Source organism: Sporichthyaceae bacterium, from assembly GCA_036493475.1.
Classification (GTDB): Bacteria; Actinomycetota; Actinomycetes; order Sporichthyales; family Sporichthyaceae; genus DASQPJ01.
The window spans coordinates 1-21,636 of the sequence record DASXPS010000031.1 but is presented as its reverse complement, the minus strand read 5'-3'; the positions used below and the strand labels follow the sequence as shown (position 1 = coordinate 21,636).

General features: G+C 68.6%; 23 protein-coding genes. 16 read left to right on the top strand and 7 right to left on the bottom strand.

Annotated features, from left to right (window positions below):
- The first annotated feature begins 117 nt into the window (after positions 1-117).
- The 10 genes from VGJ14_03600 (at position 118) to VGJ14_03555 (ending at position 8,698) form a co-directional block, all read left to right on the top strand.
- On the top strand, positions 118-606 hold the full coding sequence (locus tag VGJ14_03600) for a quercetin 2,3-dioxygenase (protein HEY2831485.1): 489 nt from the start codon (positions 118-120) through the stop codon (positions 604-606).
- A 396-nt stretch (positions 607-1,002) separates the two neighbouring features.
- Positions 1,003-1,731 carry a DUF2071 domain-containing protein gene (locus VGJ14_03595; GenBank protein ID HEY2831484.1) on the top strand — a complete coding sequence of 243 codons (729 nt, stop codon included), beginning with the start codon at positions 1,003-1,005 and terminating at the stop codon, positions 1,729-1,731.
- 183 nt (positions 1,732-1,914) lie between these two features.
- Entirely contained in the window at positions 1,915-2,949 is a 1,035-nt protein-coding gene (locus VGJ14_03590) for a methyltransferase (GenBank protein ID HEY2831483.1), read from the top strand.
- 182 nt (positions 2,950-3,131) lie between these two features.
- Positions 3,132-3,971: a DUF5602 domain-containing protein gene (locus VGJ14_03585; protein ID HEY2831482.1), complete on the top strand. Its 840-nt coding sequence runs from the start codon at positions 3,132-3,134 to the stop codon at positions 3,969-3,971.
- Positions 3,972-4,034: 63 nt separating this feature from the next.
- Positions 4,035-4,601 carry a maleylpyruvate isomerase N-terminal domain-containing protein gene (locus tag VGJ14_03580; GenBank protein ID HEY2831481.1) on the top strand — a complete coding sequence of 189 codons (567 nt, stop codon included), beginning with the start codon at positions 4,035-4,037 and terminating at the stop codon, positions 4,599-4,601.
- Complete coding sequence (locus VGJ14_03575) at positions 4,588-5,061, top strand: VOC family protein (GenBank protein HEY2831480.1); 474 nt, start codon at positions 4,588-4,590, stop codon at positions 5,059-5,061. Before VGJ14_03580 ends, VGJ14_03575 begins: the two co-directional genes overlap by 14 nt.
- Before the next feature lie 9 nt (positions 5,062-5,070).
- Complete coding sequence (locus VGJ14_03570; GenBank protein ID HEY2831479.1) at positions 5,071-5,565, top strand: VOC family protein; 495 nt, start codon at positions 5,071-5,073, stop codon at positions 5,563-5,565.
- A gap of 109 nt (positions 5,566-5,674) precedes the next feature.
- Positions 5,675-6,367 (top strand): neutral zinc metallopeptidase, encoded by a 693-nt coding sequence (locus VGJ14_03565; protein HEY2831478.1) that lies wholly within the window; start codon positions 5,675-5,677, stop codon positions 6,365-6,367.
- A gap of 4 nt (positions 6,368-6,371) precedes the next feature.
- Entirely contained in the window at positions 6,372-7,898 is a 1,527-nt protein-coding gene (locus VGJ14_03560; GenBank protein ID HEY2831477.1) for an AMP-binding protein, read from the top strand.
- A gap of 20 nt (positions 7,899-7,918) precedes the next feature.
- A complete protein-coding gene (locus VGJ14_03555) occupies positions 7,919-8,698 on the top strand; it encodes an isocitrate lyase/phosphoenolpyruvate mutase family protein (GenBank protein HEY2831476.1) in 780 nt (259 codons plus the stop codon).
- On the opposite strand, the gene VGJ14_03550 is transcribed toward VGJ14_03555, so the two are convergent.
- Genes VGJ14_03550 through VGJ14_03540 form a run of 3 tightly spaced genes read right to left on the bottom strand, consistent with a single transcriptional unit; the run spans position 8,691 to position 12,031 of the window.
- Positions 8,691-9,521: an undecaprenyl-diphosphate phosphatase gene (locus VGJ14_03550; GenBank protein ID HEY2831475.1), complete on the bottom strand. Its 831-nt coding sequence runs from the start codon at positions 9,519-9,521 to the stop codon at positions 8,691-8,693. The two genes, VGJ14_03555 and VGJ14_03550, sit on opposite strands and share 8 nt — an antisense overlap.
- A gap of 49 nt (positions 9,522-9,570) precedes the next feature.
- Complete coding sequence (locus VGJ14_03545) at positions 9,571-10,836, bottom strand: sulfotransferase (protein ID HEY2831474.1); 1,266 nt, start codon at positions 10,834-10,836, stop codon at positions 9,571-9,573.
- The gene (locus tag VGJ14_03540; GenBank protein ID HEY2831473.1) at positions 10,823-12,031 is read right to left on the bottom strand and encodes a hypothetical protein; all 1,209 of its coding nucleotides are present in this window, start codon (positions 12,029-12,031) and stop codon (positions 10,823-10,825) included. The genes VGJ14_03545 and VGJ14_03540 overlap by 14 nt, the downstream gene beginning before the upstream one ends.
- A gap of 45 nt (positions 12,032-12,076) precedes the next feature.
- Between VGJ14_03540 and VGJ14_03535 the strand changes: the two genes are divergently transcribed.
- Positions 12,077-13,990, top strand: coding sequence for a KUP/HAK/KT family potassium transporter (locus tag VGJ14_03535; protein HEY2831472.1), 1,914 nt, complete (start codon positions 12,077-12,079; stop codon positions 13,988-13,990).
- Positions 13,991-14,001: 11 nt separating this feature from the next.
- Here VGJ14_03535 and VGJ14_03530 read toward each other — a convergent pair whose 3' ends face one another.
- Positions 14,002-14,217 carry a hypothetical protein gene (locus tag VGJ14_03530; protein HEY2831471.1) on the bottom strand — a complete coding sequence of 72 codons (216 nt, stop codon included), beginning with the start codon at positions 14,215-14,217 and terminating at the stop codon, positions 14,002-14,004.
- 232 nt (positions 14,218-14,449) lie between these two features.
- Between VGJ14_03530 and VGJ14_03525 the strand changes: the two genes are divergently transcribed.
- From VGJ14_03525 to VGJ14_03510, 4 genes are all read left to right on the top strand, one after another.
- Positions 14,450-15,160, top strand: a complete 711-nt coding sequence (locus VGJ14_03525; GenBank protein ID HEY2831470.1) for a response regulator transcription factor — start codon at positions 14,450-14,452, stop codon at positions 15,158-15,160.
- 38 nt (positions 15,161-15,198) lie between these two features.
- Positions 15,199-16,536, top strand: coding sequence for a HAMP domain-containing sensor histidine kinase (locus VGJ14_03520; protein ID HEY2831469.1), 1,338 nt, complete (start codon positions 15,199-15,201; stop codon positions 16,534-16,536).
- Positions 16,536-17,111, top strand: a complete 576-nt coding sequence (locus VGJ14_03515) for a GerMN domain-containing protein (protein ID HEY2831468.1) — start codon at positions 16,536-16,538, stop codon at positions 17,109-17,111. Before VGJ14_03520 ends, VGJ14_03515 begins: the two co-directional genes overlap by 1 nt.
- A gap of 108 nt (positions 17,112-17,219) precedes the next feature.
- Entirely contained in the window at positions 17,220-17,639 is a 420-nt protein-coding gene (locus tag VGJ14_03510; protein HEY2831467.1) for an SSI family serine proteinase inhibitor, read from the top strand.
- A gap of 3 nt (positions 17,640-17,642) precedes the next feature.
- Here the strand turns inward: VGJ14_03510 and VGJ14_03505 are convergent, their stop codons facing one another.
- From VGJ14_03505 to VGJ14_03495, 3 genes are read right to left on the bottom strand one after another with little or no spacing between them, the layout of a single operon-like run.
- The gene (locus VGJ14_03505) at positions 17,643-18,029 is read right to left on the bottom strand and encodes a hypothetical protein (GenBank protein HEY2831466.1); all 387 of its coding nucleotides are present in this window, start codon (positions 18,027-18,029) and stop codon (positions 17,643-17,645) included.
- Positions 18,029-19,072: an alanine racemase gene (locus VGJ14_03500; GenBank protein HEY2831465.1), complete on the bottom strand. Its 1,044-nt coding sequence runs from the start codon at positions 19,070-19,072 to the stop codon at positions 18,029-18,031. The genes VGJ14_03505 and VGJ14_03500 overlap by 1 nt, the downstream gene beginning before the upstream one ends.
- Entirely contained in the window at positions 19,072-20,202 is a 1,131-nt protein-coding gene (locus VGJ14_03495) for a peptidoglycan bridge formation glycyltransferase FemA/FemB family protein (protein HEY2831464.1), read from the bottom strand. Before VGJ14_03495 ends, VGJ14_03500 begins: the two co-directional genes overlap by 1 nt.
- Before the next feature lie 238 nt (positions 20,203-20,440).
- Here VGJ14_03495 and VGJ14_03490 point away from each other — a divergent pair.
- Positions 20,441-21,636: glycosyltransferase family 87 protein (locus tag VGJ14_03490; protein ID HEY2831463.1), on the top strand; the 1,196-nt coding region annotated here is incomplete at its 3' end.

Sequence of the window (21,636 nt, the reverse complement as noted above, 5' to 3'; positions counted from 1 at the left end):
CGTCGTGCCGATGACACGGCCGCATCAGTGCCTCGTTGTCCCGTGACCATATGAAAGTCTTTATTGGCGGCCACGTTCCGCTGGGCGCGACCCGTTGCCACGGACAGGACGGCACAAGTGAGTGCTCCGATCGGCTACGTACTGGACGCCACCGAAGGAGAGCCGCACTGGTTCCTCGGTGCCCGCGTCACCTACAAGACGACGAGCACGCAGAACGGCGGCGGACTGTTCCTCGCCGAGTTTCACGCTCCGCGCGGCCACGGAGCGCCGCTGCACGTGCATACCGCCGCGGACGAGATGTTCTACGTGCTGAATGGCCAACTCACGGTCGAATTCGCCGGTGAGCAGCGCACGGTCACGGACGGCGGTTTCGTCTTCGGCCCACGCAATGTCGAGCACCGCTTCCGCGTCGACTCCGAGGAAGCCCACTTCCTCTTGTTGACCACCCCCGCGGGGTTCGAGGACTTCGTCCGGGCGGCCGGCGAACCGGCGTCGGCCCCCGGCCTGCCCGCGCCGACCCCTCCTGACATCGACCGACTGATGCGGGCAGCGGCCGAGAACGGCATCCAGATCATCGGGCCACCGCTGGAAGATCCGCCCCTGTAGCCGCCGCATCATCGACGTGGTCGAGTCCGCGCCCGGCGCGAGCCGATGACCATTTCTCCGGCTACGGCGTGTAGCAGATTCTGTAGCAACCGCCCTGGATTTGGGCCGACGGCGGCGGACGGCCAGGATCCTGACCTCGCACTACACGGGCTGTAAAGGACCCCTCGGACCGTGATGGCATGGAAGGGGTCAGGAGTTCGAATCCCCTCAGCTCCACAAAAGATGGCCGCGGCGCGGCTCGGGATGCACGTTGCGCCGATTGAGGCGATCGCGGCGCCTCTGACGCCACCCTCGTTGCAACCTGCATTCCGAGCCCCGAATTGGGCGGTCAGGACGCGGCCGACGTTGTGGTGGCGCATCCTGAAGACGGATGGCCCGGAGCCCGAGGGGGTCGCAATGAAGCCGCCGCTGATTCAGGGCGAGATCGAACGCCGATTGCTCATTAACTATCGGGTGGATCCCGAGGTTATGGCCCGCCACCTTCCTGCACCGTTTGAGCCGCACCTGGTCGACGGTGCGGCGGTGGCCGGGATCTGTCTGATCCGGCTCGGCGGAATGCGCATCAAGGGCCTGCCCCGGCAGCTGGGGTTGCGCAGTGAGAACGCGGCACATCGGGTCGCTGTTGAATGGGAATCCCCGCAAGGGCGCGGTACCGGGGTCTACATTCCCCGACGGGACAGCGATTCGATGGTGAACCGAGCAGTCGGCGGCCGGCTGTATCCGGGGTTGCACTTCCCGGCCACGTTCCGGGTGCAGGAAACGCCGAGCGAGGTGCACGTCGCGTACACCGCGCGCGACGGTTCAGCCGAGGTCGACGTCGCGATCCGCGTCGTCGACGAGCTGGAAGGGAGCGCTATCTTCCGGAACGTTGCGGAGGCCTCGGCTTTCTTCGAAAGGGGCGCCGTGGGCTTCTCCGCCACCCGTGATTCCGCACACTTCGACGGCCTGGAGCTGCGCACTGCCGCATGGAAGGTCGAGCCGGCGGTGGTCATCCGCGCGCACTCGTCATATTTCGACGACCGGACCCGTTTCCCGGCCGGGAGCGTGGTGCTCGACTCGGCGCTGATCATGCGGGAGGTTCCAGTCACCTGGGCGCCGCTGCCCAAGCTTCGCGCTACGCGTTGACGTCAGCCACTGATCTCGGCAAATCGATGGGCCGGCAGTGGCGTGCCGACTGCCCGTGCCCGCGCGTCTCTGGCGCGTCCGAAGGTGAGCGTGTATCACGGTATCCGTACCGCCGCGGATGACGGCCGGACCGCAATACCCCGCCCGTGCCCTGCCGGGCGCCCACTGCCGATCGGAGCCACCATGAGCGCTCAACCCACCGCGCCGGACCCCACCGCGATCCTGCAGATCGGTATGGGTTTCTGGCCGTCCAAGACGTTGCTGTCCGCGGTGGGTCTCGGCCTGTTCACGGTGCTCGGCGAGGGGCCGATGACCGGCGACCAGCTCCACGACCGACTGCGCTTCGGCTCGCGGGCCACCTATGACTTCCTCGATACGCTGGTCGCCCTGCGGCTGTTGGAGCGCGACGGCTCCGGGCCGTCCGCGACCTACCGCAACACCCTGGACACCGGGACCTTCCTCGACGAGAAGTCGCCCGCCTACTTCGGCGGCTTTTTGGAGATGGCCGACGCGCGGCTGTACCCGTTCTGGGGTGGGCTGACCGAGGCGCTGCAGACGGGCCGGCCGCAGAACGAGGTCAAGCAGACCGGCACCTCGATGTTCGAGCAGTTCTACGCCGACCCGGCGCGGCTGGAGCAGTTCATGCGGGCCATGGCCGGTATCTCGGTGGGCAACTTCACCGCACTGGCGCAAAAGTTCGACTTCTCGCCGTACCAGACCACCTGCGACGTCGGCGGGGCCACCGGTCAGCTCTCGATCATCCTCGCGCAGCACCATCCGCATCTGCGCTGCACCAGCTTCGACCTGCCGGTCGTGGTGCCGATCGCCGAGCGCACCATCACCGACGCCAAGCTGACCGACCGCGTCGAGGCGGTGGGCGGTGACTTTTTCGCCGACCGGCTGCCCAAGGCCGACGTGATCACGATGGGCATGATCCTGCACGACTGGAACCTGGAGCGGAAACTGCACTTGATCCGCCAGGCCTACGAGGCGCTGCCCGCCGGCGGTGTGTTCATCGCGGTGGAGAATATCATCGATGACGACCGTCGGGAGAACGCCTTCGGTCTGATGATGTCGCTGAACATGCTCATCGAGTTCGGGGACGCCTTCGACTTCTCCGGCGCGGACTTCCGCGGCTGGTGCGCCGAAGCCGGCTTCCGTTCGGTCGAGATCCTGCCGCTGGCCGGGCCCGCCTCCGCAGCGATCGCGCGCAAGTAGCACCGGTTCGGGCGATGGCTCGGCCCGGAGCGGGTGCCGACCATCGTGCTCACAGCGCACCAGGCCACCGCGCATCCCTGATTCGCAGTGCATCGCCTCAACGCACGTCGCCACGTCCCCACATACGAGGTGCCCATCGACCGCTCCGAGGTCGTCGTGGGCCGCACCCGAGAGGTTGTGCCATGAAAGCAATCTGTGCGGCGGCCGCCGCGTCCGTCGCGGTGACCCTGCTGGCCGGCTGCACCGACGGGCACTCCACCGCGTCCGCCGCGGTGGTTCCCACGGCCACGGCCACAGCCGCTCCGGGCCAGACGGCGACCGGGCCGAGCAAGCCGATGGGCGATGGCGCCGTATGGACCTACGTGGTCAATGACGCGGCGGGGAAGCCGGTCGAGGTCGGGGTGCGGATGACTGGGGCCGCCTTGCGCGCACTGCCGAACGACATGCCCGAGGGACACCCCGTGCCGGTGATGCTCGAGTTCCCCAGCGCGGTGGGTACCGGTGTGCTCAACCACGTCGAGTTCTACTGGAACCCGATGGGGCACGAGCCGCCCGGCATCTGGGACAAGCCGCACTTCGACTACCACTTCTTCATCGCGGACGAGTCGGTGTCCAAGGAGGTCGATCCGGCCAACGAGGACTTCGCCACCAAGGCGGAGAACCTACCCGATACCAAGTACATGCCGACGGACTTTGCCCCGCCGCCGGGTACCGCGGTCAGCAACACCGTTCCGCTGATGGGCCTGCACTGGGCGGACAAGGCAATCATCCGGACGCCGCACCAGTACGACTTCACCGAGGAGATGATCCGCGGCTCCTGGAACGGCAACGTCATCTTTCTCGAGCCGATGATCACCCGCGATTGGCTGCTCTCCCACACCCCGCTCGACGAGCAGCTCAAGGAGCCGGCCGCCTACCAGCGCAGTGGTCTCTACCCGACCACGTACACCGTTCATTACGACGCGACCCGCGACGAGTATTCGGTGGCGCTCGGGGGCTTCACGCAGCGCGAAGCGTCCTGAAGGATGCCACCACAGGACGGATCCCCCCACCGAGGAGGCACCACGTCCGCGAAGTTCAACGCCATGGATTTCGCCGCGAAGGACACCCTGTTGGGGTTGGTCCGTCGGGAGGCGGCGGGTTTGATCGGATTGGCCTCCGAATCCGATACGTGGGAGGCGCCGACCGCGTGCAGCAATTGGCAGGTGCGCGACCAGGTCGGGCACATGATCGACGCCACCGAGGGCTACTTCCCCGGCTTCGAGTTGGCCCGGGCCAACCAGGAATCCACGGACATGCCGATCGGTCTGCGCGCCATGGCGGCCCGGCTGGACGAGCGGGCCCGGTCCCACCGGGTGCTGTCGCAGAGTGAGGCCCTCGACCGGCTCCAGTCCGACCTGGACACCGCTACCGGCATCTACGAAAGCCTCTCCGCCGAGGACTGGATGGGCATGCAGGTCTTGCACCCCTCGCCTACGAGCCCGGCCCGGTCGACGACCTGCCCGCCGTCATCGACTTCGACCCGGCCTCGCTCGTGCTCACGTCCTACGGGCGGATCCGCGGCGGTACCACTCGCGGCGACGCGGCGGTGGCCGATCGCTTCCGTTCGCTGTCCTTCCAGATCTGACGGGGAATCCGATGTCCGAGATTAACTACGCCGGGGCGAACCACATCGTGCTGGTCACCAACGACATGGACGCCACTGTGCGGTTCTACCGCGACGTGCTGGGCATGCCGGTGGTGGCGACCCTGGGCAACAACGAGCACCTGCCGTACCGTCACTATTTTCTGTCCATCGGACGCGGCGCGGCCATCGCGTTCTTCGAGTGGAAGGACGCCGAACTGCCACCCCGGAAGGATTCCGGTGTGCCCGGGTCGGGCAGACAGTTCGATCACGTCTCGGTCAGCGTCGAATCCGACGTTGACCTGGAGTCGTTGCGCGAGCGGTTGACCGACGTCGGCGCCGACGTGAGCGAGATCATCGATCACGGCATCGTCCGGTCGGTGTACGTCACCGACCCGAACGGCATCTCCCTGGAGTTCTCGGTCTCCGCGCGTGACCTGGACGCTGAACCCTTCCTCACCGATCCCGAACCGGTTGCGGGCGTCTGAGGGGGAGATATGGGTATCGATCTGGCCGCCATCAACGCCGACCGCGAGCGGATCCAGGCGCAATATCTGGCCGAACCGGGGAAGCGACCACCGAGCAGCGCGCGCGGCGTGCACCACATCGCGCTGCTCTCGCAGGACGTGCGGCGCACGATCGAGTTCTACCAGGGCTTGTTGGAGTTCCCGCTGACCGAGATCTTCGAGAACCGGGACTACCAGGGCTCCAACCACTTCTTCTTCGACATCGGCAACGGCAACCTGCTGGCGTTCTTCGACTTCCCCGGCCTCGACCTCGGCCCGTACGCGGAGGTGCTCGGCGGCCTGCACCATCTGGCGATCTCGGTACCGCCGGAGAGCTGGACGCGGTTGCGCGACAGGTTGACCGCAGCCGGGGTGGAGCACGTGATCCACGGCGGCTCTTCCATGTACTTCTCCGACCCCGATGGTGCGCGCCTGGAGCTCATCTCCGATCCGCTCGGCAATATGTACGGCTCACCTCTTCTTTGATTGACGCAGGGCTTATCCACAGAGCCGCCAAAACCCCGCGAAATCCTCCGCCGGCCGCCTAACGTCGCGGCTGCACTCGGGCGCCCGGCCCGACGCGGAAGGGGCGGTTATGCGGCGGGTGGGGTTCCTCGGCGTGCTGGTGGCGGCGGCCCTGGTGGGCACGCCCATGCAAGCGGCGCGGGCCGACGACGGCTTGACCTACAACCACTTCGTGGCCTTCGAGCAGGCGGTGGCCGACGACGTGGACAGCTTCTGGGCGAGTTGGTCTCGCGAGCACTCCGCGCCGTACCACTCGGCTCGGCTGGTACTTGCGCCGCAGGGTCGGTCCCGCAACAGCGCGTGCGGCGTGGCCGTGGCCGATCCGGTGGACGGCGCCGATGATGCGTCGCCCGCGTTCTACTGCCCGCGCGACGACACCGTGTACATGTCCGCGGGCTGGCTGTACCGGGTGATCTATCGAAACTTCGGGGACCTCGCCGCGGCGGTGGCGCTGGCACACGAGTGGTCCCACCACGTACAGCGGCTGCACAAACTGCATCCGCCCACGGTGGAGATCGCCGAGCTGCAGGCCGACTGTTGGGCGGGGGTGTGGGCGCACGATGCGGGGGACCGGGGGTTACTCGACGCGGGCGATCTGGCGGGTGCCGGGCAGGCGTTGTACGCGCTGGGGGATTACGACTACCGCTCACCGGACCACCACGGCACCCCCCGGCAGCGGGAACGCGAACTCAGCGTCGGATATCGCAACGGCGACCCGGCCCGCTGCGACCTTCCCCAGCCGAGGAGGCGAACGAAAGACTGAGGGCGTGACCGAGACCAAGCACGGACCGTTCGCCCTCGACGGCATCACCCGCGATGCCTCCGGGGTGGCCCGCTACGACAACCTGCCCGAGTCCCTGATGGAGGCGATCCGGGCGTCCGTCGCGGCCTACCCGGACCATGAGGCGGTCGTCGAGGTCGGCGGCCCGCGACTCACCTATACCGAGCTCTGGGATCGGGCGGCCGAGGTTGCCGGTGGCCTGCGGGCGGACGGATTCCGTACCGGCGATCGGGCCGCGATCCTGCTGCCCGCCGGCGTTGAGTGGGTGCTCGCGTTCCTCGGCACGCTGTTCGCCGGCGGGGTGGTGGTGCCGGTCAATACCCGTTTCGCCGAGCCGGAGATCGACTACGTGCTCGCCGATTCCGGCGCCACCCACGTGTTCCGACCGGGCGAGGCGCTGCCGTGCGGGGCGGCGCAGGTGGTCCAGGGGCTGCGGCCGGAGGACCCAGCCGCGATCTTCTACACCAGCGGCACCACCGGGGCGCCCAAGGGCGCGATCACCACCCACGAGAACTTCGTGGCCAACATCGAGACCGCGGTCCGCGTGGTGCCGATCGATCGTGCACAGGGCCCGACGTTGCGCAATCTGGTGTCGGTACCGCTGTTCCACGTCACCGGCTGCAACACCCAGCTGCTGGTGCAGTTGGCAGTCGGCGGCGCCACGGTGATCCTGCCCGTATTCGGGGTCAGCACATTCCTGCAGACGATCGCCATCGAACGGATCAACATTCTGGTCACCGTCCCGGCGATCCACGCGATGGCCATTGCCAACCCTGACTTCGCCGGCACTGACATCAGCTCGGTGATCCGGGTCGCCTACGGGGGGGCGCCGATCGCATCTGCGCTGGTCGAACGGCTGAAGAAGGCGTACCCCTTGGCACGGTTGGGCAATGGGTTCGGGCTCACCGAGACCTCCTCGATCGCGACCTACCTGCCCGACGAGTGGTCCGCCGAGCACGCCGACTCGGTCGGCTTCGCGGCACCGGTGGTCGATCTACGGCTGAAGGACCCTGACTTGGTGTCAGGTGTGGGGGAGTTGCTGGTGCGTGGCCCGAACGTGGTGGCCGGCTATTGGCACAAGCCCGAGGCAACCGCGGCCGCGTTCGTCGACGGCTGGCTGCACACCGGCGACCTGGCCCGCATCGACGACGAGGGACTTGTCTACATCGTCGACCGCGCCAAGGACATGATCAATCGCGGCGGTGAGAACGTGTACTCCGTGGAGGTGGAGAACGCGTTGGCCGGCGCGCCCGGCATCGCCGAGGCGGCGGTGGTCGGCGTGCCCGATGACGTCATGGGCGAGAAGGTCGGCGTGGTCGTGGTGGCCACCGCACCGGCCGCGTTCGACCCCGACGCGATGTTCGCCCACCTCGAAGGACGACTGGCCGAGTTCAAGATCCCGCAGTACGTGGCGATCAGCGAGACGCCGCTGCCCCGCAACCCCGGCGGCAAGGTGTTGAAGCGGCAGTTGCGCGAGACCACCGACTGGGGGCCGATCCTCCGCGGTCGGTAGCGCGTTGGCACAGTGGAGCCATGACCGACATCGTGGAGAAGGCCAAGCGCCTGCAGCAGTTGCACGCCGATCCCGAGTTGCTGCTCGTGGTCAACGTGTGGGATGCGATCAGCGCGAAGGTGGTGGCCCAGACCGAGGGCACCAAGGCGTTGGCCACCGCCAGCCACTCCGTCGCGGCGTCCCACGGCTATCCGGACGGGGAGAAGATCCCGGTCGAGGAGATGATCGCCGCGGTCGGGCTGATCGCGTGGGTCGCGGGCGACCTGCCGGTGACCGCCGACCTGGAGGGCGGGTACGGCGATGCCGGCTCGACGATCTCCCGCGCCATCGACGTCGGCATCGTGGGCGCGAACCTCGAGGACCAGATGAAGCCCTTGCCCGACGCGGTGCGCGCGGTCGAGGCCGCGGTGAAGGCCGCCGAGTCCGCGGGCGTGCCGTTCGTGCTGAACGCGCGCACCGACATCTTCATCAAGGCCGGTGACCGCGACCCCAAGGCGGTGCTCGCCGAGGCGATCGAGCGCGGCCGCGCCTACCTGGACGCGGGCGCGTCGAACTTCTTCGCGCCGGGCAAACTCGACGAGGCCACGGTGGCCGCACTGGTCGACGCCCTGGGCCCGCAGAAGGTGAACATCATCGGCATCCCCGCCGCCATCGACCTGGCCACCGCCGCGCGACTCGGGGTGGCCCGGGTGTCCTATGGCCCTTGGAGCCAGAACGTCGCCCTGACCGCGCTGGCGAACCTCGCGATTGACGTCTACGCCGGCGGTGGCCTGCCGGAGGGCACCCGCAGGCTCAACTGAGCGCGCGCACCACCAGCACGTCGAGGATCAGCAGGCCCAGCACCACCCGGTAGCCGATGAACACGGTGATCGGGTGCCCGGCGACCAACCGCAGCAGCCAGGCGATCGAGGCGTAGGCGATCACGAAGCTGACCCCGGTGGCCAGCAGCGTCGGACCCCAGCCCACCGCCCGGGTGACATCGGAGGCCTTGGTCACCGCTTCCAGGGCGCCGGCCGCGGTCAACGCCGGGATGGCCAGCAGGAAGGAGATACGGGTCGCGGCGACCCGATCCAGGCCACGGATCAGCCCGGCGCTGATGGTGGCGCCGGAACGGGAGACGCCCGGCACCAGCGCGAAGCATTGCGCGACGCCGATCACCACCGTGTCGGTCCAGGTGAGATCGGACTCGCCGCGGCGTTTGTTCGCCACCCGTTCGGCGTAATACATCACCGCACTCCACGCGATCAGCGCCACCGCGATCACGCTCATCCGACGCAACGGACCCTCGATCGCGTGCTTGGCGGCCAGCCCCACGATCGCGATCGGCACCGTCCCGCCGATCACCATCAGCGCCTCGCGGAAGTCCGGCCCGCGGCGGACCGATTCGCTGATCAGTCCGTTGATGAACCCGAGGGCCAACCGCAGGATGTCGTTGCGGAAGTAGATGATCGCCGCGGCGATCGCACCGAGCTGAATGATCGCGGTGAACGCGGTCACGCCGTCGTCGCGAATCGGCAGGTGCATCAATTTCTCGACGATGGTCAGGTGGCCGGTGCTGGACACCGGTAGGAACTCGGTCACGCCCTCGACGATTCCGAGCAGGATCGCCTGGCCGCTGTCCATCGTTCCCCCCACGGTCGCCGATGATCAAGCTACCCGGGCATCGTAGGGTTCACGGCTCGTCGGGAACATTGAAGTAGTCCTGATAGGTCTTGAACGCGGCGCGCTCGTGGGCGACCAATTCCTCGGAACCGAACTCGTAGCGGTGCGCCGGGCGGGAGGACCGGGCGTGGGTGTCGGTGTAGTCCTGCAGGATCGCCCGGCGCTGCGGCGTCAACGCAATACCGAAATGTCGGTAGATGTCCTCCACACTCGCGACCGGGTCGGCGACGAAATCGCGGTAGGCGACGTGATGCACCCGGTCGCGCGGCACGGCGCCGTCCTCGAGCCACCCGATGGGCAACGTCATCATCCCGGCCGCCATGTCCGCACTGGTGAACATCTCCAGCGAGTCACCGACGAACGGCTGATCGGTGCGCATCCAGTACAGCGTGCCGATCAGCGAGACCACCGAGGCCACCGCGCGAACCGGGTCGCGGTGCGTCCAGATGAAGCCCGCGTCCGGGTAGATCTGCAGGATCGCGGGCATCTGCGCGAGGCACACCGGGCTCTTGAGAATCCAGCGCTGCCGCGGGTTGCGCCACTGCAGCAGCTTCAGCACCCGCTTCTCGTAGCGGTAGGCGATCGCTGGGTCCTGCGTCATCGTCCAGCTGACGTAGCTGGGCACCTGGCCGAGCAGGTTCAACCAGCCGGGTGAGCGGAACGACAAACAATGCAGGTGGATGTTCTCGGTCGGCAGATGACCGGCGAACTCATGGATGGCCTCGATCTCGGGAGTGACCCGGTTCCACTGCGTGGCCAGGTGATCGGCGACCGCGATGCGCGGGTCGGTGTCGTAGCTCGCCGCCTCCGGTGGCGGGCAGGGGAACATCACCTCCCAGGTGCGCAGCGTGCCGTTCTCCGGATCCGCGGCGAGCAGGCCCTGCAGGAACGTGGTTCCGGTTCGACCCTGGCCGACGATGAACAGCGGCTGGGTGATCTGCTCGTCCTCGATCTGCGGGTGGTCGCAGTACGCCTGCTCGACCTGCAGTCGGGCCTGCAGGAACAGCAGCAGATCGGTGCGCGTCATCAGCCGGCCCATCAGGGTCAGCTGCGCCTCATCGTCCAGGGCCCGCAGCAGGATGCCGAACGGTTCCCGCCAGTCGTCGACGCCGAAATCGTCCAGGCCGGTGGCCTCCCGCGCCGCGGTGAGCAGGGAGTCGGCGTCCAGCGGCACCAGGTGGCGCAGGTCCATCCCCGCACCCTCGGCATTGATCCGGGCCACCCACTCCGGACGGGCCGGCGGCGTCCACACGGCGCGGCGGTCAGGAACGGACATGGTCACCTCCGAAAAAGGCGCGGATACCCGCGCGGCGATGGGCGAGATCGCGACGACGTTCCTCGTCAGTGCGCCGGGCTGCACCGGCGGGTAGCTGAGCGGGCAGGTCGGCGAGCCGCACCACCCGCATTGTCGGTACGACGGTGTCGTCGGGCGCTCGGTAGTTGCGGACCACCAGCGTGCCGGTGCGATGCCCGCACGGGTCCAGCCAGTTCGCGTAGCCGGGGTCGGTCAGGCACAGCACCACCCGGACCCGGCCGTCCGGGTCGACGGCGGCACGGACCATGTTCAGGTCCGTCTGACGATGGGTGAAGTCCAGCGACCGCGACCACACATCGCCGACCTGGAATGACCAGTACGCCGATTTCGGCGGCTCCCATTCCACGAGCACCGCCTCGTCCTCGGCGATCTGGAACACCGCCGGGACGTAGGTGGTCGACGGGCTGCCGACCAGCGAGGTGGCCACTTCCTGGCCGGGCATCACCGCCCACGCATTCGTCCGGCCGTCCGCGCGGGCGATGTAGAGATCGTGCAGGCCGACGGTGAACACCCGCACCAGGTACTCCAGGAACCCCGCGGCTGCGCGGATCGCGGCGGCGGTGGTCGCCGCGTCAATGGACCGTGCCGGTGGCGCATCCAGCACCTCGACGTCGAGGGTGCCGACGTCGTCGAACCAGTCGCCCACGATGCGCCGGACCAGCAGGAAGTTGTCTGCCGACGTCGGGTCCAACCGGATGTCGGCGTCGTCGTGCGCACCGACGGTGAGGCTGAACCGGCCCCGGTCATCGGTGTGGTCGTCCAGCAGGTAGTTGCCGATCTCTGCCGACCCGGGTGCGCCCTGCACCCGGGTGTGCACCTGCAGGGGCAGCAGTCGCAGGTCGCCGATTCCGCCGTGCACGCGGTAGCGGCCGCGGCCGTCCAGGAACAGCCCGCCGTACTGGAAGTCGGAGATGGGCTGCCCCAGGCAGTAGAGGTCGGCGTGCCAGGTGGACTGCCAGAAGACCTCGGGCGTATCGCTGCGGGTGGGCGCGATCAGGAAGTTGTACGCCATCGCCTGCGCCTCCAGCAGACCGGCGTAGGCCGGGCCTTGGAGGTCGGGATCACCGGTGAACCGGGCGGTGGACTCCAGCAGTTCGCGGGATCGCTCGGACGCGTCCCGGTACTCGGCCCAGGCCTCCTGCAGCTCACCGGGCATGGCCACCTTCTTTCCGTCGGTGCGCCGCAGACTAGGGTGCCGCGCGTGGCGGCCTCCACCGACCTGGTGCGCGCGGGCGTGGTGGTGGGCGCGCTGGGGGTCGTGTTCGGTGACATCGGGACCAGCCCGATCTACACCCTGCAGACCGTCTTCAATCCGGGAGACCCGCACCCGGTTGCGGTGTCGTCCACCGCGGTCTTCGGCGTGGTGTCGCTGATCGTCTGGTCGGTGGTGTTGATCGTGACGGTCACCTACGTCTCGCTGGCCATGCGCGTGGACAACCACGGCGAGGGCGGGATCATGGCACTGATCACGCTGCTGCGCCGGTGGGGATCGTCCGGGCGCCGCACCGGTCGTCGCACCGCGCTGGTGCTGGCCGGCCTCGGGGTCCTGGGCGCCGCGCTGTTCCTGGGCGACAGCATGATCACCCCCGCGATCTCGGTGCTGTCCGCGGTCGAAGGCATCAAGGTGATCCGGCCGGGGTTCGCACACGCGGTCGTCCCGGTCACCGCGGTGATTATTTTGCTGCTGTTTCTGGCCCAACGCTTCGGCACCGCGGCGGTCGGACGCATCTTCGGGCCGGTGATGATCGTCTGGTTCAGCACCATCGGTGCCCTGGGGCTCTGGGGTATCCACCACCACCCGGCGATCCTCAAGGCGCTGTCGCCGACCTACGCAGTGCAATACGTGACCGGTCACTTCGAGGTCGCGTTCTTCGCGCTGGCCGCGGTCGTGTTGTCGGTCACCGGCGCCGAGGCGCTGTACGCGGACATGGGCCATTTCGGTCGGAAGCCGATCAGCATCGCCTGGCTGTTCTTCGTGTTTCCGGCCTGTGCGCTGAGCTATCTGGGCCAGGGGGCGCTGATCCTGCAGGACCCGGCACACATCAGCGCACCGTTCTTTTTGCTGGCGCCGCACGCCCTGCGCATACCCCTGGTCATCCTGGCCACCGCCGCCACAGTGATCGCTGCCCAGGCGGTGATCACCGGCGCCTTCTCCGTGGCGGCGCAGGCCGCACAGTTGGGCTACCTACCGCGGCTGCGCATTGTGCACACGTCCCGCTCGACGTATGGGCAGATCTACGTGCCGTGGATGAACTGGCTGCTCGCCGTGTCTGTACTCGCCTTGGTGTTCGGGTTCCGCAGCTCTGCGGCGTTGGCCTACGCCTACGGCATCGCGGTGACCGGCACGATCACGATCACCACGATCCTGTTCTTCTACATCGCGGCGCGCACCTGGCGCGGGCCGCGATGGCTGATTCCGGTGGCCGCCACCGGCCTGCTGTCGGTTGACCTTTTGTTCTTCGCCGCGAATGCCACCAAGTTCGTGCATGGCGGGTGGCTGCCCCTGGTTATCGCCATCACCGCGTTCACCGTGATGGTCACTTGGCAGCGTGGACGTCAGCTGGTCACCCGCCGCCGGCTGGAATTGGAGGGGCCGCTGCAGGCCTTCGTCGAGGACATGCGGGCCATGCGCGGGTTGACCACCGTCGTGCCCGGCACCGCGATCTTCTTGAACCGGGGCCGGGAGACCGCGCCGCTCGCCCTACGCACGAATGTGACGCACAATCATGTGCGCCACCGGCGCGTGGTGATCGCCTCGGTCGAAATCGACATCATCCCCCGGGTGCCCGAGGACGATCGCCTCGTCGTCGATCACCTCGGTGATCCCCGCGACGGCATCACGCACGTCGCTATCCGCTTCGGCTACCTGGAAACCCCGGACGTCCCGCGGGCTTTGGCCCCGCTCACCACCGAGCAGACCGAGGGGGGCATCGACCTGTCCGACGCGACGTATTTCCTGTCCAAGATCGAACTGCAGACCGGTCGAACGCCCGGTCTCGCGATGTGGCGCAAGCGGCTGTTCATCGCCACCTCGCACATCACCGCGGACGCCGCGGAACACTTCGGCCTACCGCGCAACCAGACCGTGCTGCTCGGCGAACACGTCGAGGTATGACCCGGCGGAGGCTACGGCGCGCACCCGAACTCGCTCACCGGCTGCGGGGGACCGGCCAGCGCAGCGAGTTCCCGCCGCGCCAGCTCCGCCAGCGCCGGCAGCGACACCGCACCGTTGCGGCTCAACCGCATCACGATCTCGGTCACCAACGAGACCGAGCACACCGACTCGAACTCACGCATCAGCTGCTCGGCAACGTCGGGCACCGAACGCGGCGGAAGATTCACCGGGACTCGACCTCCAGCACCCGCCACAGCCCGGTCCGGGCCAATTGATCCAGTGCGCGCCGGCTCGGATGACGAATCATCAACCGGCCACCGCGGCGCCTTCGACACCGCACACAGTGTCGCGGCGTCGTGTTGCAACGGTGCGGGCCGATCTTTGCGGTTCTGTGATGATCGCGTTGTGACGGCTCGTGGGGCCTGCCGGGCCCCCGGGTAGCTCTGCCACGATGCGCCCGTGCAGGCGGGCCGATTGTTGATCGTCGAGGACGACGACCGGATCCGCGCGGCGATGCGACTGGCCCTGGAGGACGAGGGTTACGAGGTCAGCGAGGCCGATCGGGCCGAGTCGGCACTGCAGCAGATGCGTCGCGTGGCGCCGGACGTGATGATCGTCGATCTGATGCTCGGGGAGGTGGACGGCTTCACCTGCATTCGCGAGGTACGCCGGTTCAGCGATGTACCGATCATCATCGTCAGCGCCCGACTGGACACGCACGACATCGTGGCCGGCCTGGAGGCCGGCGCGGACGACTACGTCACCAAACCCTTCCAGATCAAGGAGATCAGCGCCCGGCTGCGCGCGCTGCGCCGCCGGGCCGCGGCGGCGACGGCGAACACCGATCGCGCCACCACCCCGGACCTGGTCCTCGACTCCAGCCGGGCGCTGGTGCTCGCCCCGGCCGCAGGCATCCTGCGGCTCGGCGTCACCGAGATCGCACTCACCCTCACCGAGTTTCAGTTGCTCAACGAGCTCGCGGCCAACCCGGGGGTGGTGCTCAGCCGCGGCATTCTGCTGGAACGCGTGTGGGAGCACGGGTTCTACGGCGACGAGCGCCTTGTCGACGCACACATCCGGCGGCTGCGCACCAAGATCGAGCGGGATCCGGGCAACCCCGAGCTCGTGGTCACGGTCCGTGGCATGGGGTATCGCCTCGACCGGCAATGATCCGGGTCCTGCCCCGCGGTCTGCGTGGTCGCATCGCCATGACGTTCGGTGCCGGCGCGCTGCTGATCGCGGGCACGCTGGCCATCTCGACGTTCCTCTTCTCCCGGGCGTACCTGTACCACCAGCGGGAGCAGACCGCGGTGCGGCAGGCCTCGTTGGATGCCGTCTACGTCTCCGACCAACTGGACAGCGCCGACGCGGATATCCCGGCGATCCTCACCGAGGCCGGGCCTCCCGGGTCCGGCTCCGGGTCCGGGTCGATCCTCATCGAGCGCGCCGGTGAGTGGTACTCCTCCCAACTCGGCGTCGGTTCGGAGGTGATCCCCGCGGCGCTGAGCCGCCGGGTGCAGTCCGGGCACCCGGCCCGGATCACCGTCAACCGCACCGGGCTGCCCACGGTTATCGTCGGCATCCCGCTGCACCGACCGGACGCCGACTTCTACCGGGTGGTGCCGCTGCGCGAGTTGAAGGAGACCATTCGGATCCTGCAGATCGTGCTGGCCACCGGCGCGATCGTGGCTGCGGCGGGTGGCATCGCGTTGGGCAGCTGGGCCAGCCGACGGGTGGTGCAACCGCTGAACCTGGTGGCCGCCACCGCGGCCCAGGTGGCCGGGGGCCTGTTGGACACCCGGCTGCCGCCGACCAACGACCCGGATTTGGCCACCATCGTCGGGTCGTTCAACGCGATGGTGGACACCCTGCGTCGGCGCATCGAGCGGGACAGCCGGTTCGCCGCCGACGTGGCACACGAACTGCGCTCCCCGCTGACCACGTTGGTCGCCGCGGTGGACGTGATGGAACGTCGCCGCGAGGAGTTGCCGGATCGCTCCCGGCTGGCCCTGGACCTGGTCACCGCCGAACTGGACCGTTTCCAGCAACTGATGGACAGCCTGCTCACCCTGGCCCGCACCGAAGCCGGGCTGGAGGACCGCCTGCAGCCGGTGGCCGTGGTGGAGCTGATCGTTCGCGCATTGGGCCGCGCCGGGCTGCCCGCCGGGGTGTTGAGCGTGGACGGCGACTCGATGGTGGACGGTGACAAGGATCTGCTGGAGCGGGCCTTCTTCAACCTGATCGACAACGCGCAGCGGCATGGCCACGGGCTGACCGCGGTCCGCGTCGAGCAATCCACCGGCGACGTGCTGGTGCTCATCGACGACCACGGGCCGGGGGTACCGGCGACCGAACGCGAGCGGATCTTCGAGCGGTTCGCGACCAACCGGACCGCCCGCGGCTCCTCCTCGGGCACCGGGCTGGGGTTGGCCATCGTCGCCGAATCGGTGGAGGCGCACGGTGGATCGGTGTGGTGCACCGAGCACGACGGGCCCGGGGCGCGGTTCGTGGTCCGGTTACCGGCCGCTCGGACGGAGGCTGAGTGATGCGAGGTCGGATCGTCCGGGTGCTACTGCTCGCCCTGGTGCTCGCCGGCTGCGGGCTGGGCCGCGGCAACGTGGTCGACATCGACCCGATGAGCTTGCCGCAGCGACTGGTGGGCAGCTCGACGCCGTCCCCGACGAACACCGCGGAACCGGCGCGGGCCACCGGCGACGTGTACTTCAGCAGCGACGAGGTGTTGGTGCAGGCCATGCGCACCCTGAACGCAGCACCCGGTCAACCCGCGCTGCAGGAGCTGCTCGATGACCTTTCCGCGGGTCCCGACGGCCGGGACCGCGAGCGCGGCTACAGCAGCGCGCTGCCACCGGCCACCCGGTTGCGGGTGACCTCCCTGCAGGGCGACGTGGCGATCGTGGACCTTGCCGTGGACCAGCCGCCCCCCGACCAGACCACCGCGATCGCCCAGATTGTGCTCACCACCACCTCGCTGCCCGGCGTGCGCCGGGTGCGGCTGACGTTCAACGGCAAGCCGATCAACGCCCCACTGGCCAACGGTGCGCAAACCAACCGATTGCTCACCCGCGGGGACTACGAGGCCATGCTCATCGCGCGACCGTGAGCAGGTGCCCGGGAAATCATCACCGGTTCATGACGAACGTTCTCACCCGCCCGGCCGTCGGAGTGGGTGAGTCCCGGGGGAGGGACGACCGCACACGAAGGGGAGCGCATGCGTTCGATTTTCATCCGTCCGCTGGCCGCCGGTATCGGCCTGGCCGCGGCGCTGAGTGTGGTGCCCGCCGCGGCCGCCTCGGCATCCACCACGCACCATCACCGGTACCCGGCGACGCGCCTGGTGCTCAGTGTTTCCTCCAGCGCCGGCAAACACACCGCCACGCTCAAATGCGATCCGGCCCGCGGGTCGCACCCGCATGCCGCCGACGCCTGCCACGCACTGGCCCTGGCGCACGGCAAGATCTCCAAGCTGCACCCGCGGGAGCAGTTCGTCGCCTGCCCGATGATCTACCAGCCGGTGACCGCCCGGGCGACCGGCGTCTACCGCGGGCACGTAGTCACCTACAAGCGCACCTTCGCCAACGAGTGCCAGCTGTTGCAGACCACCGGGTCGGTGTTCAACCTGAAGCGCTGAGGATCAACCGGCCGGTGGGAGGTACTTGGTGTAGCGATCCGAACCGCTGTCCACGAATAGGGCGGTGGGGCAGGAGCCGGCCGGCGTGGGCACGCCGAACACGTCGGCCCGCGGCAGGTGCGGTGGATAGCTGAACAGCTGCTCGACCGGGTGGTTGGGGTCGGCGTTCACCTCGGTCAGGGTGAGGTCGGTGACCGAAGCCCGGTAGTTCTGCCCGCACCAGCTGATTCGGTCGCCGACGTTCAGCCCCGGCCAGGCCCCGTACCGGTGGTGGAAGCCCAGGCCGTAGCCGACCGCCGCGGCCACCGCCATGAACAGCACGCTGTTGCGCAGGAAACGCCACACCCGGCGCCGACGCTGCGCGCGGGCGGCCTTGGTCGCGCGGGCCATCACTCGCTCAGTCTCCCCGAGACATCCACCACGGCGTCGAACGTCGTGGTGGTCATCCGGGTGTCCACGTCCAGGTACTCCCCGACGGCGGGCGGCGACACACCGGCCGGCAGCCACAGCAGTGAGACCTGCATGTGCGGGGGCTCGGCGAACCAGCGCTGCCGCCCGGCCCAGCTGAACGGACTGAGCGCCATGTTCACCTCGGCCAACCCGGCCTCGGCGGCCAACTTGGCCCGGGACACCACGCCCGCCAGTGCCCGCGGGGCGGCCAACCCGATGCCGTGTGCGGTGCCGCCGGCCACCACCAACAGATGTCCGGCCGCGCGGGCCCGGCGTTGTCGGTAGCCGAATCGCTCGCCCCGGCAGAGCTGCTCGACGTCCAACACCCGGGCGCGGGCGCGCAACGCGCCCCGATCGCCCAGCCACAACCGGGTGCCGATGCGCGGCCGGAACCGAGTACCTGGATGACGCTGCGTCAGATCGTTGATCTCCGCGGCGGACAGGTGGCTCACCCAGACGGTGTCGGTGGGCAACCCGGCCCCGGCCAACCGACCCAGCCACTTGTCGACCTCGGCCACCGGGTTCACCCCGGACGGCCGGTTCATCGGCAGGTGCAGCGCAAATCCCTCCGGCCGGCAACCGGTCAGCGCGTCGGCAACCGCCGCGAGTTCACCCGCGTCGACGCCGTGCCGACGCAGCGAGGTGCGGCACTCGACGACCACGGCCCGGCCGGTGAGTTCGCGTATCCCGGCGGCGCCGGCCACCGTGTGCACCACGTGCTGCCCGTTCGGCGGGGCGTCGCCGGGCAGGTGCGGGGTGAGCACGACGACCCGCTCGAAGGGCACCGCACCCACCGAGCTCACTTCGGCCGCGGTGCCGACCGCGATGGTGTCCGCGCCCAACGCAGCGGCCTCGACGGCCAACCGCGGGATGCCGAGCCCGTATCCGTTGCCCTTGGCCACCGGCACCAGGCCGGGGAACTCCCCGGCCACCTTCTTCAGGCCGGCGTCGAACCGGGCCCGGTCGATCTCCAGGCGCAGCATCAGCCGCGCCGGGCCAGGTAGAGCTGGAAGGCCTTGTGCAACAGCGGATTGAGCGGGTAGTCCCACTCGCCGAGGTATTCCACCGCCTGCCCGCCGGTGCCGAGCTTGAACTGGATCAGCCCGAACAGGTGGTCGTTCGGGTCGAGGGTGTCGGTGATGCCGCGCAGGTCGTAGACCGTGGCCCCGGCGGCATGCGCGTCGGACAGCATGCGCCACTGAATGGCGTTGGACGGACGCAATTCTCGCTTGTGGTCGGCCGACGCGCCGTAGGAGTACCAGGCGTGGGTGCCCACCCGGATCCAGATGGTGGCGGCCAATAGCTCGCCGGAGTGCCGGGCCAGGTACAGGCGGAAGCGTTCCGGGTCCTCGCCGCCGAGGGTGTCCATCATGGTCTGGAAGTAGCCGAGCGGCCGCGGGGTGAAATGGTCGCGAACAGCGGTGATTTCGTAGAGCTGGTGGAACTCCGGCAGGTCGGCCGGGGCGCCCACCTCGACGGTGACCCCCGACTTCTCCGCCTTCTTGATGTTGCGCCGCCACAGCTGGTTGAACCCCGCCGAGACCTCGTCCAACGTGCGCCCGGCCAGCGGTACCTGGAACACGTATTGCGGCTGACCCGCGGTGAAACCGGCCGCCCCCGACGGTGGCATCCAGCCCAGCGAGGTCAGCATCTCGCCGATGCGGGTGGCGTCGGGGTCCACCAGGTCCGGGGTCAGGTCACCGAGCTTGGTTGCCGCGCCGCCCGCCACGGCGGCCTTGATGGTCTCCGCGGACCAGCGCCGGGTGACCACCATCGGGCCCATCCGCACGCCGAACGCCTTACGCCGGCGCAGGTGGGCCAACATCGGGTCCATCAATCCGCGCAGATCGGTGAGCGAGGAGACAGCCGACCAGTCCAGCGCCGGGCCCTCGGGCAGGTAGGCCAGGAAGCGTTTGACCTTGGGGATCTGGCGGTAGAGCACCAAACCGGCGCCGACGATTTTGCCGTCGGGGTCGCACCACCCGATCGACTCCGATCGCCATTCATTCTTCACCGCACCCCAGGCCGGGCACTGCAGAAAGCTCACCGCGGGTCGGGCGCTGATGAAAGCGAGGTGCTCTTCCCGGCTGATTTGCCGGACCTGCCAGGACATGGACGTACGGCTCCCCGATTACAAATTGTGATCTGCGCCGCCGCGGCATGACTGATCGATTAGAGGCTATCGACCCTGGCGTGCCCCTGTCCTCGATAAGCTCGTTGATCACACCGGCGGGCGGTTGCCCGCATCCGACCGACCGGATAGTGGACTCCAGGTGCTTCTGACACGTGGGCGCGCGATAACGGGAAAGTGGCCCGTTGTCGCACCGTTTGTCCTGGTCAGCGCCTTCTTCGTGGCCACCCGGACTGTCTTGTTGTTGTTCACGGTGCGCGAGCGGCACTTCATCCTGCCCTCGGTGACCAACGACGTGAAGTACATCTACACGCAGTGGTACTACGTGCTCTCCCACGGGCGCTTTCCGCATCACGACGTGATGTGGCAATACCCGCCCGCGGCGGCGCTGGTGATCCTGGCGCCCGCGCTGCTGCCGTTCAGCTACGCGGTGTCCTTCTACTGGATTTCCTTCTTCTTCGATGTGCTCGCGTTCGCGGTATTGGTCGGGGCCTGCCGGCCGCGGCGCACGGTCGGGCGCGCCATCGGGTGGCGCGCGCTGGTGGAGTGGCGCAGCCAGCCGTGGGCGGCCTGGGTGTGGACGGTGGGGGTGGCCCTGGGCGGTCCCATCGCCTACGGCCGGTACGACCTGATCACCACCGCCATCGCGGTGTGCGGTCTGGTCCTGGTCGCGGGTCGGCTGCCCGAGGGTCCGCGGCCGTTGCTGCGCCGCGTGGGTGCCGGGACGCTGATCTCGATCGGCGCGCTGCTGAAGGTGTGGCCGGCATTGCTGCTGCTGCCGATCGGCCCGGTGCGTCGGGCGCGGGCGGTGTGGGCGAGCGCGGCGGTCACCGCCGCCGCCGTGCTGCTTGCGTTCTGGTGGACCATGCCTGACGCACTGTCGTTCGTCTCCGCGCAGGGCGGTCGGGGCATCGAGATCGAATCGCTGGGCGCCCTGCCGTTCCACATCGCGATCCATCACGGCTGGTCCGGGCGGGTCGCGCTGAATTACGGCTCGATGGAGTACCTCGGCCCGCATGTGCACCTGGTCACCCAACTGAGCCTGGCGGCCAGCGTGTTGGCCCTGGGCTGGCTGGTGCTGTGGCGGGTCAGCGTGGGCACCTGGCGGGCCTCGACGGTGGCCGACGCGAGTCTGGTCGCGGTGTTGCTGTTCGTGGTCACCAGCCGGGTGATCAGCCCGCAGTACATGGTGTGGCTGGTCGGTCTGGCCGCGGTGTGCGCGCTGCACGGCTCGCTGATGCGGCTACCGATCTGTTTGATCCTCGCCGCCACCGCGCTGAGCTGTCTGGAGTTCCCGTACTGGTTCGACGAGTTGATGGCCTCGCAGCGCAACGCCGTACTGCTGGTGACCGTGCGCAACGTGTTGCTGGTGGCCGCGGCGATCCTCGGCGCCACCCGACTGTGGCGCAGTACCCG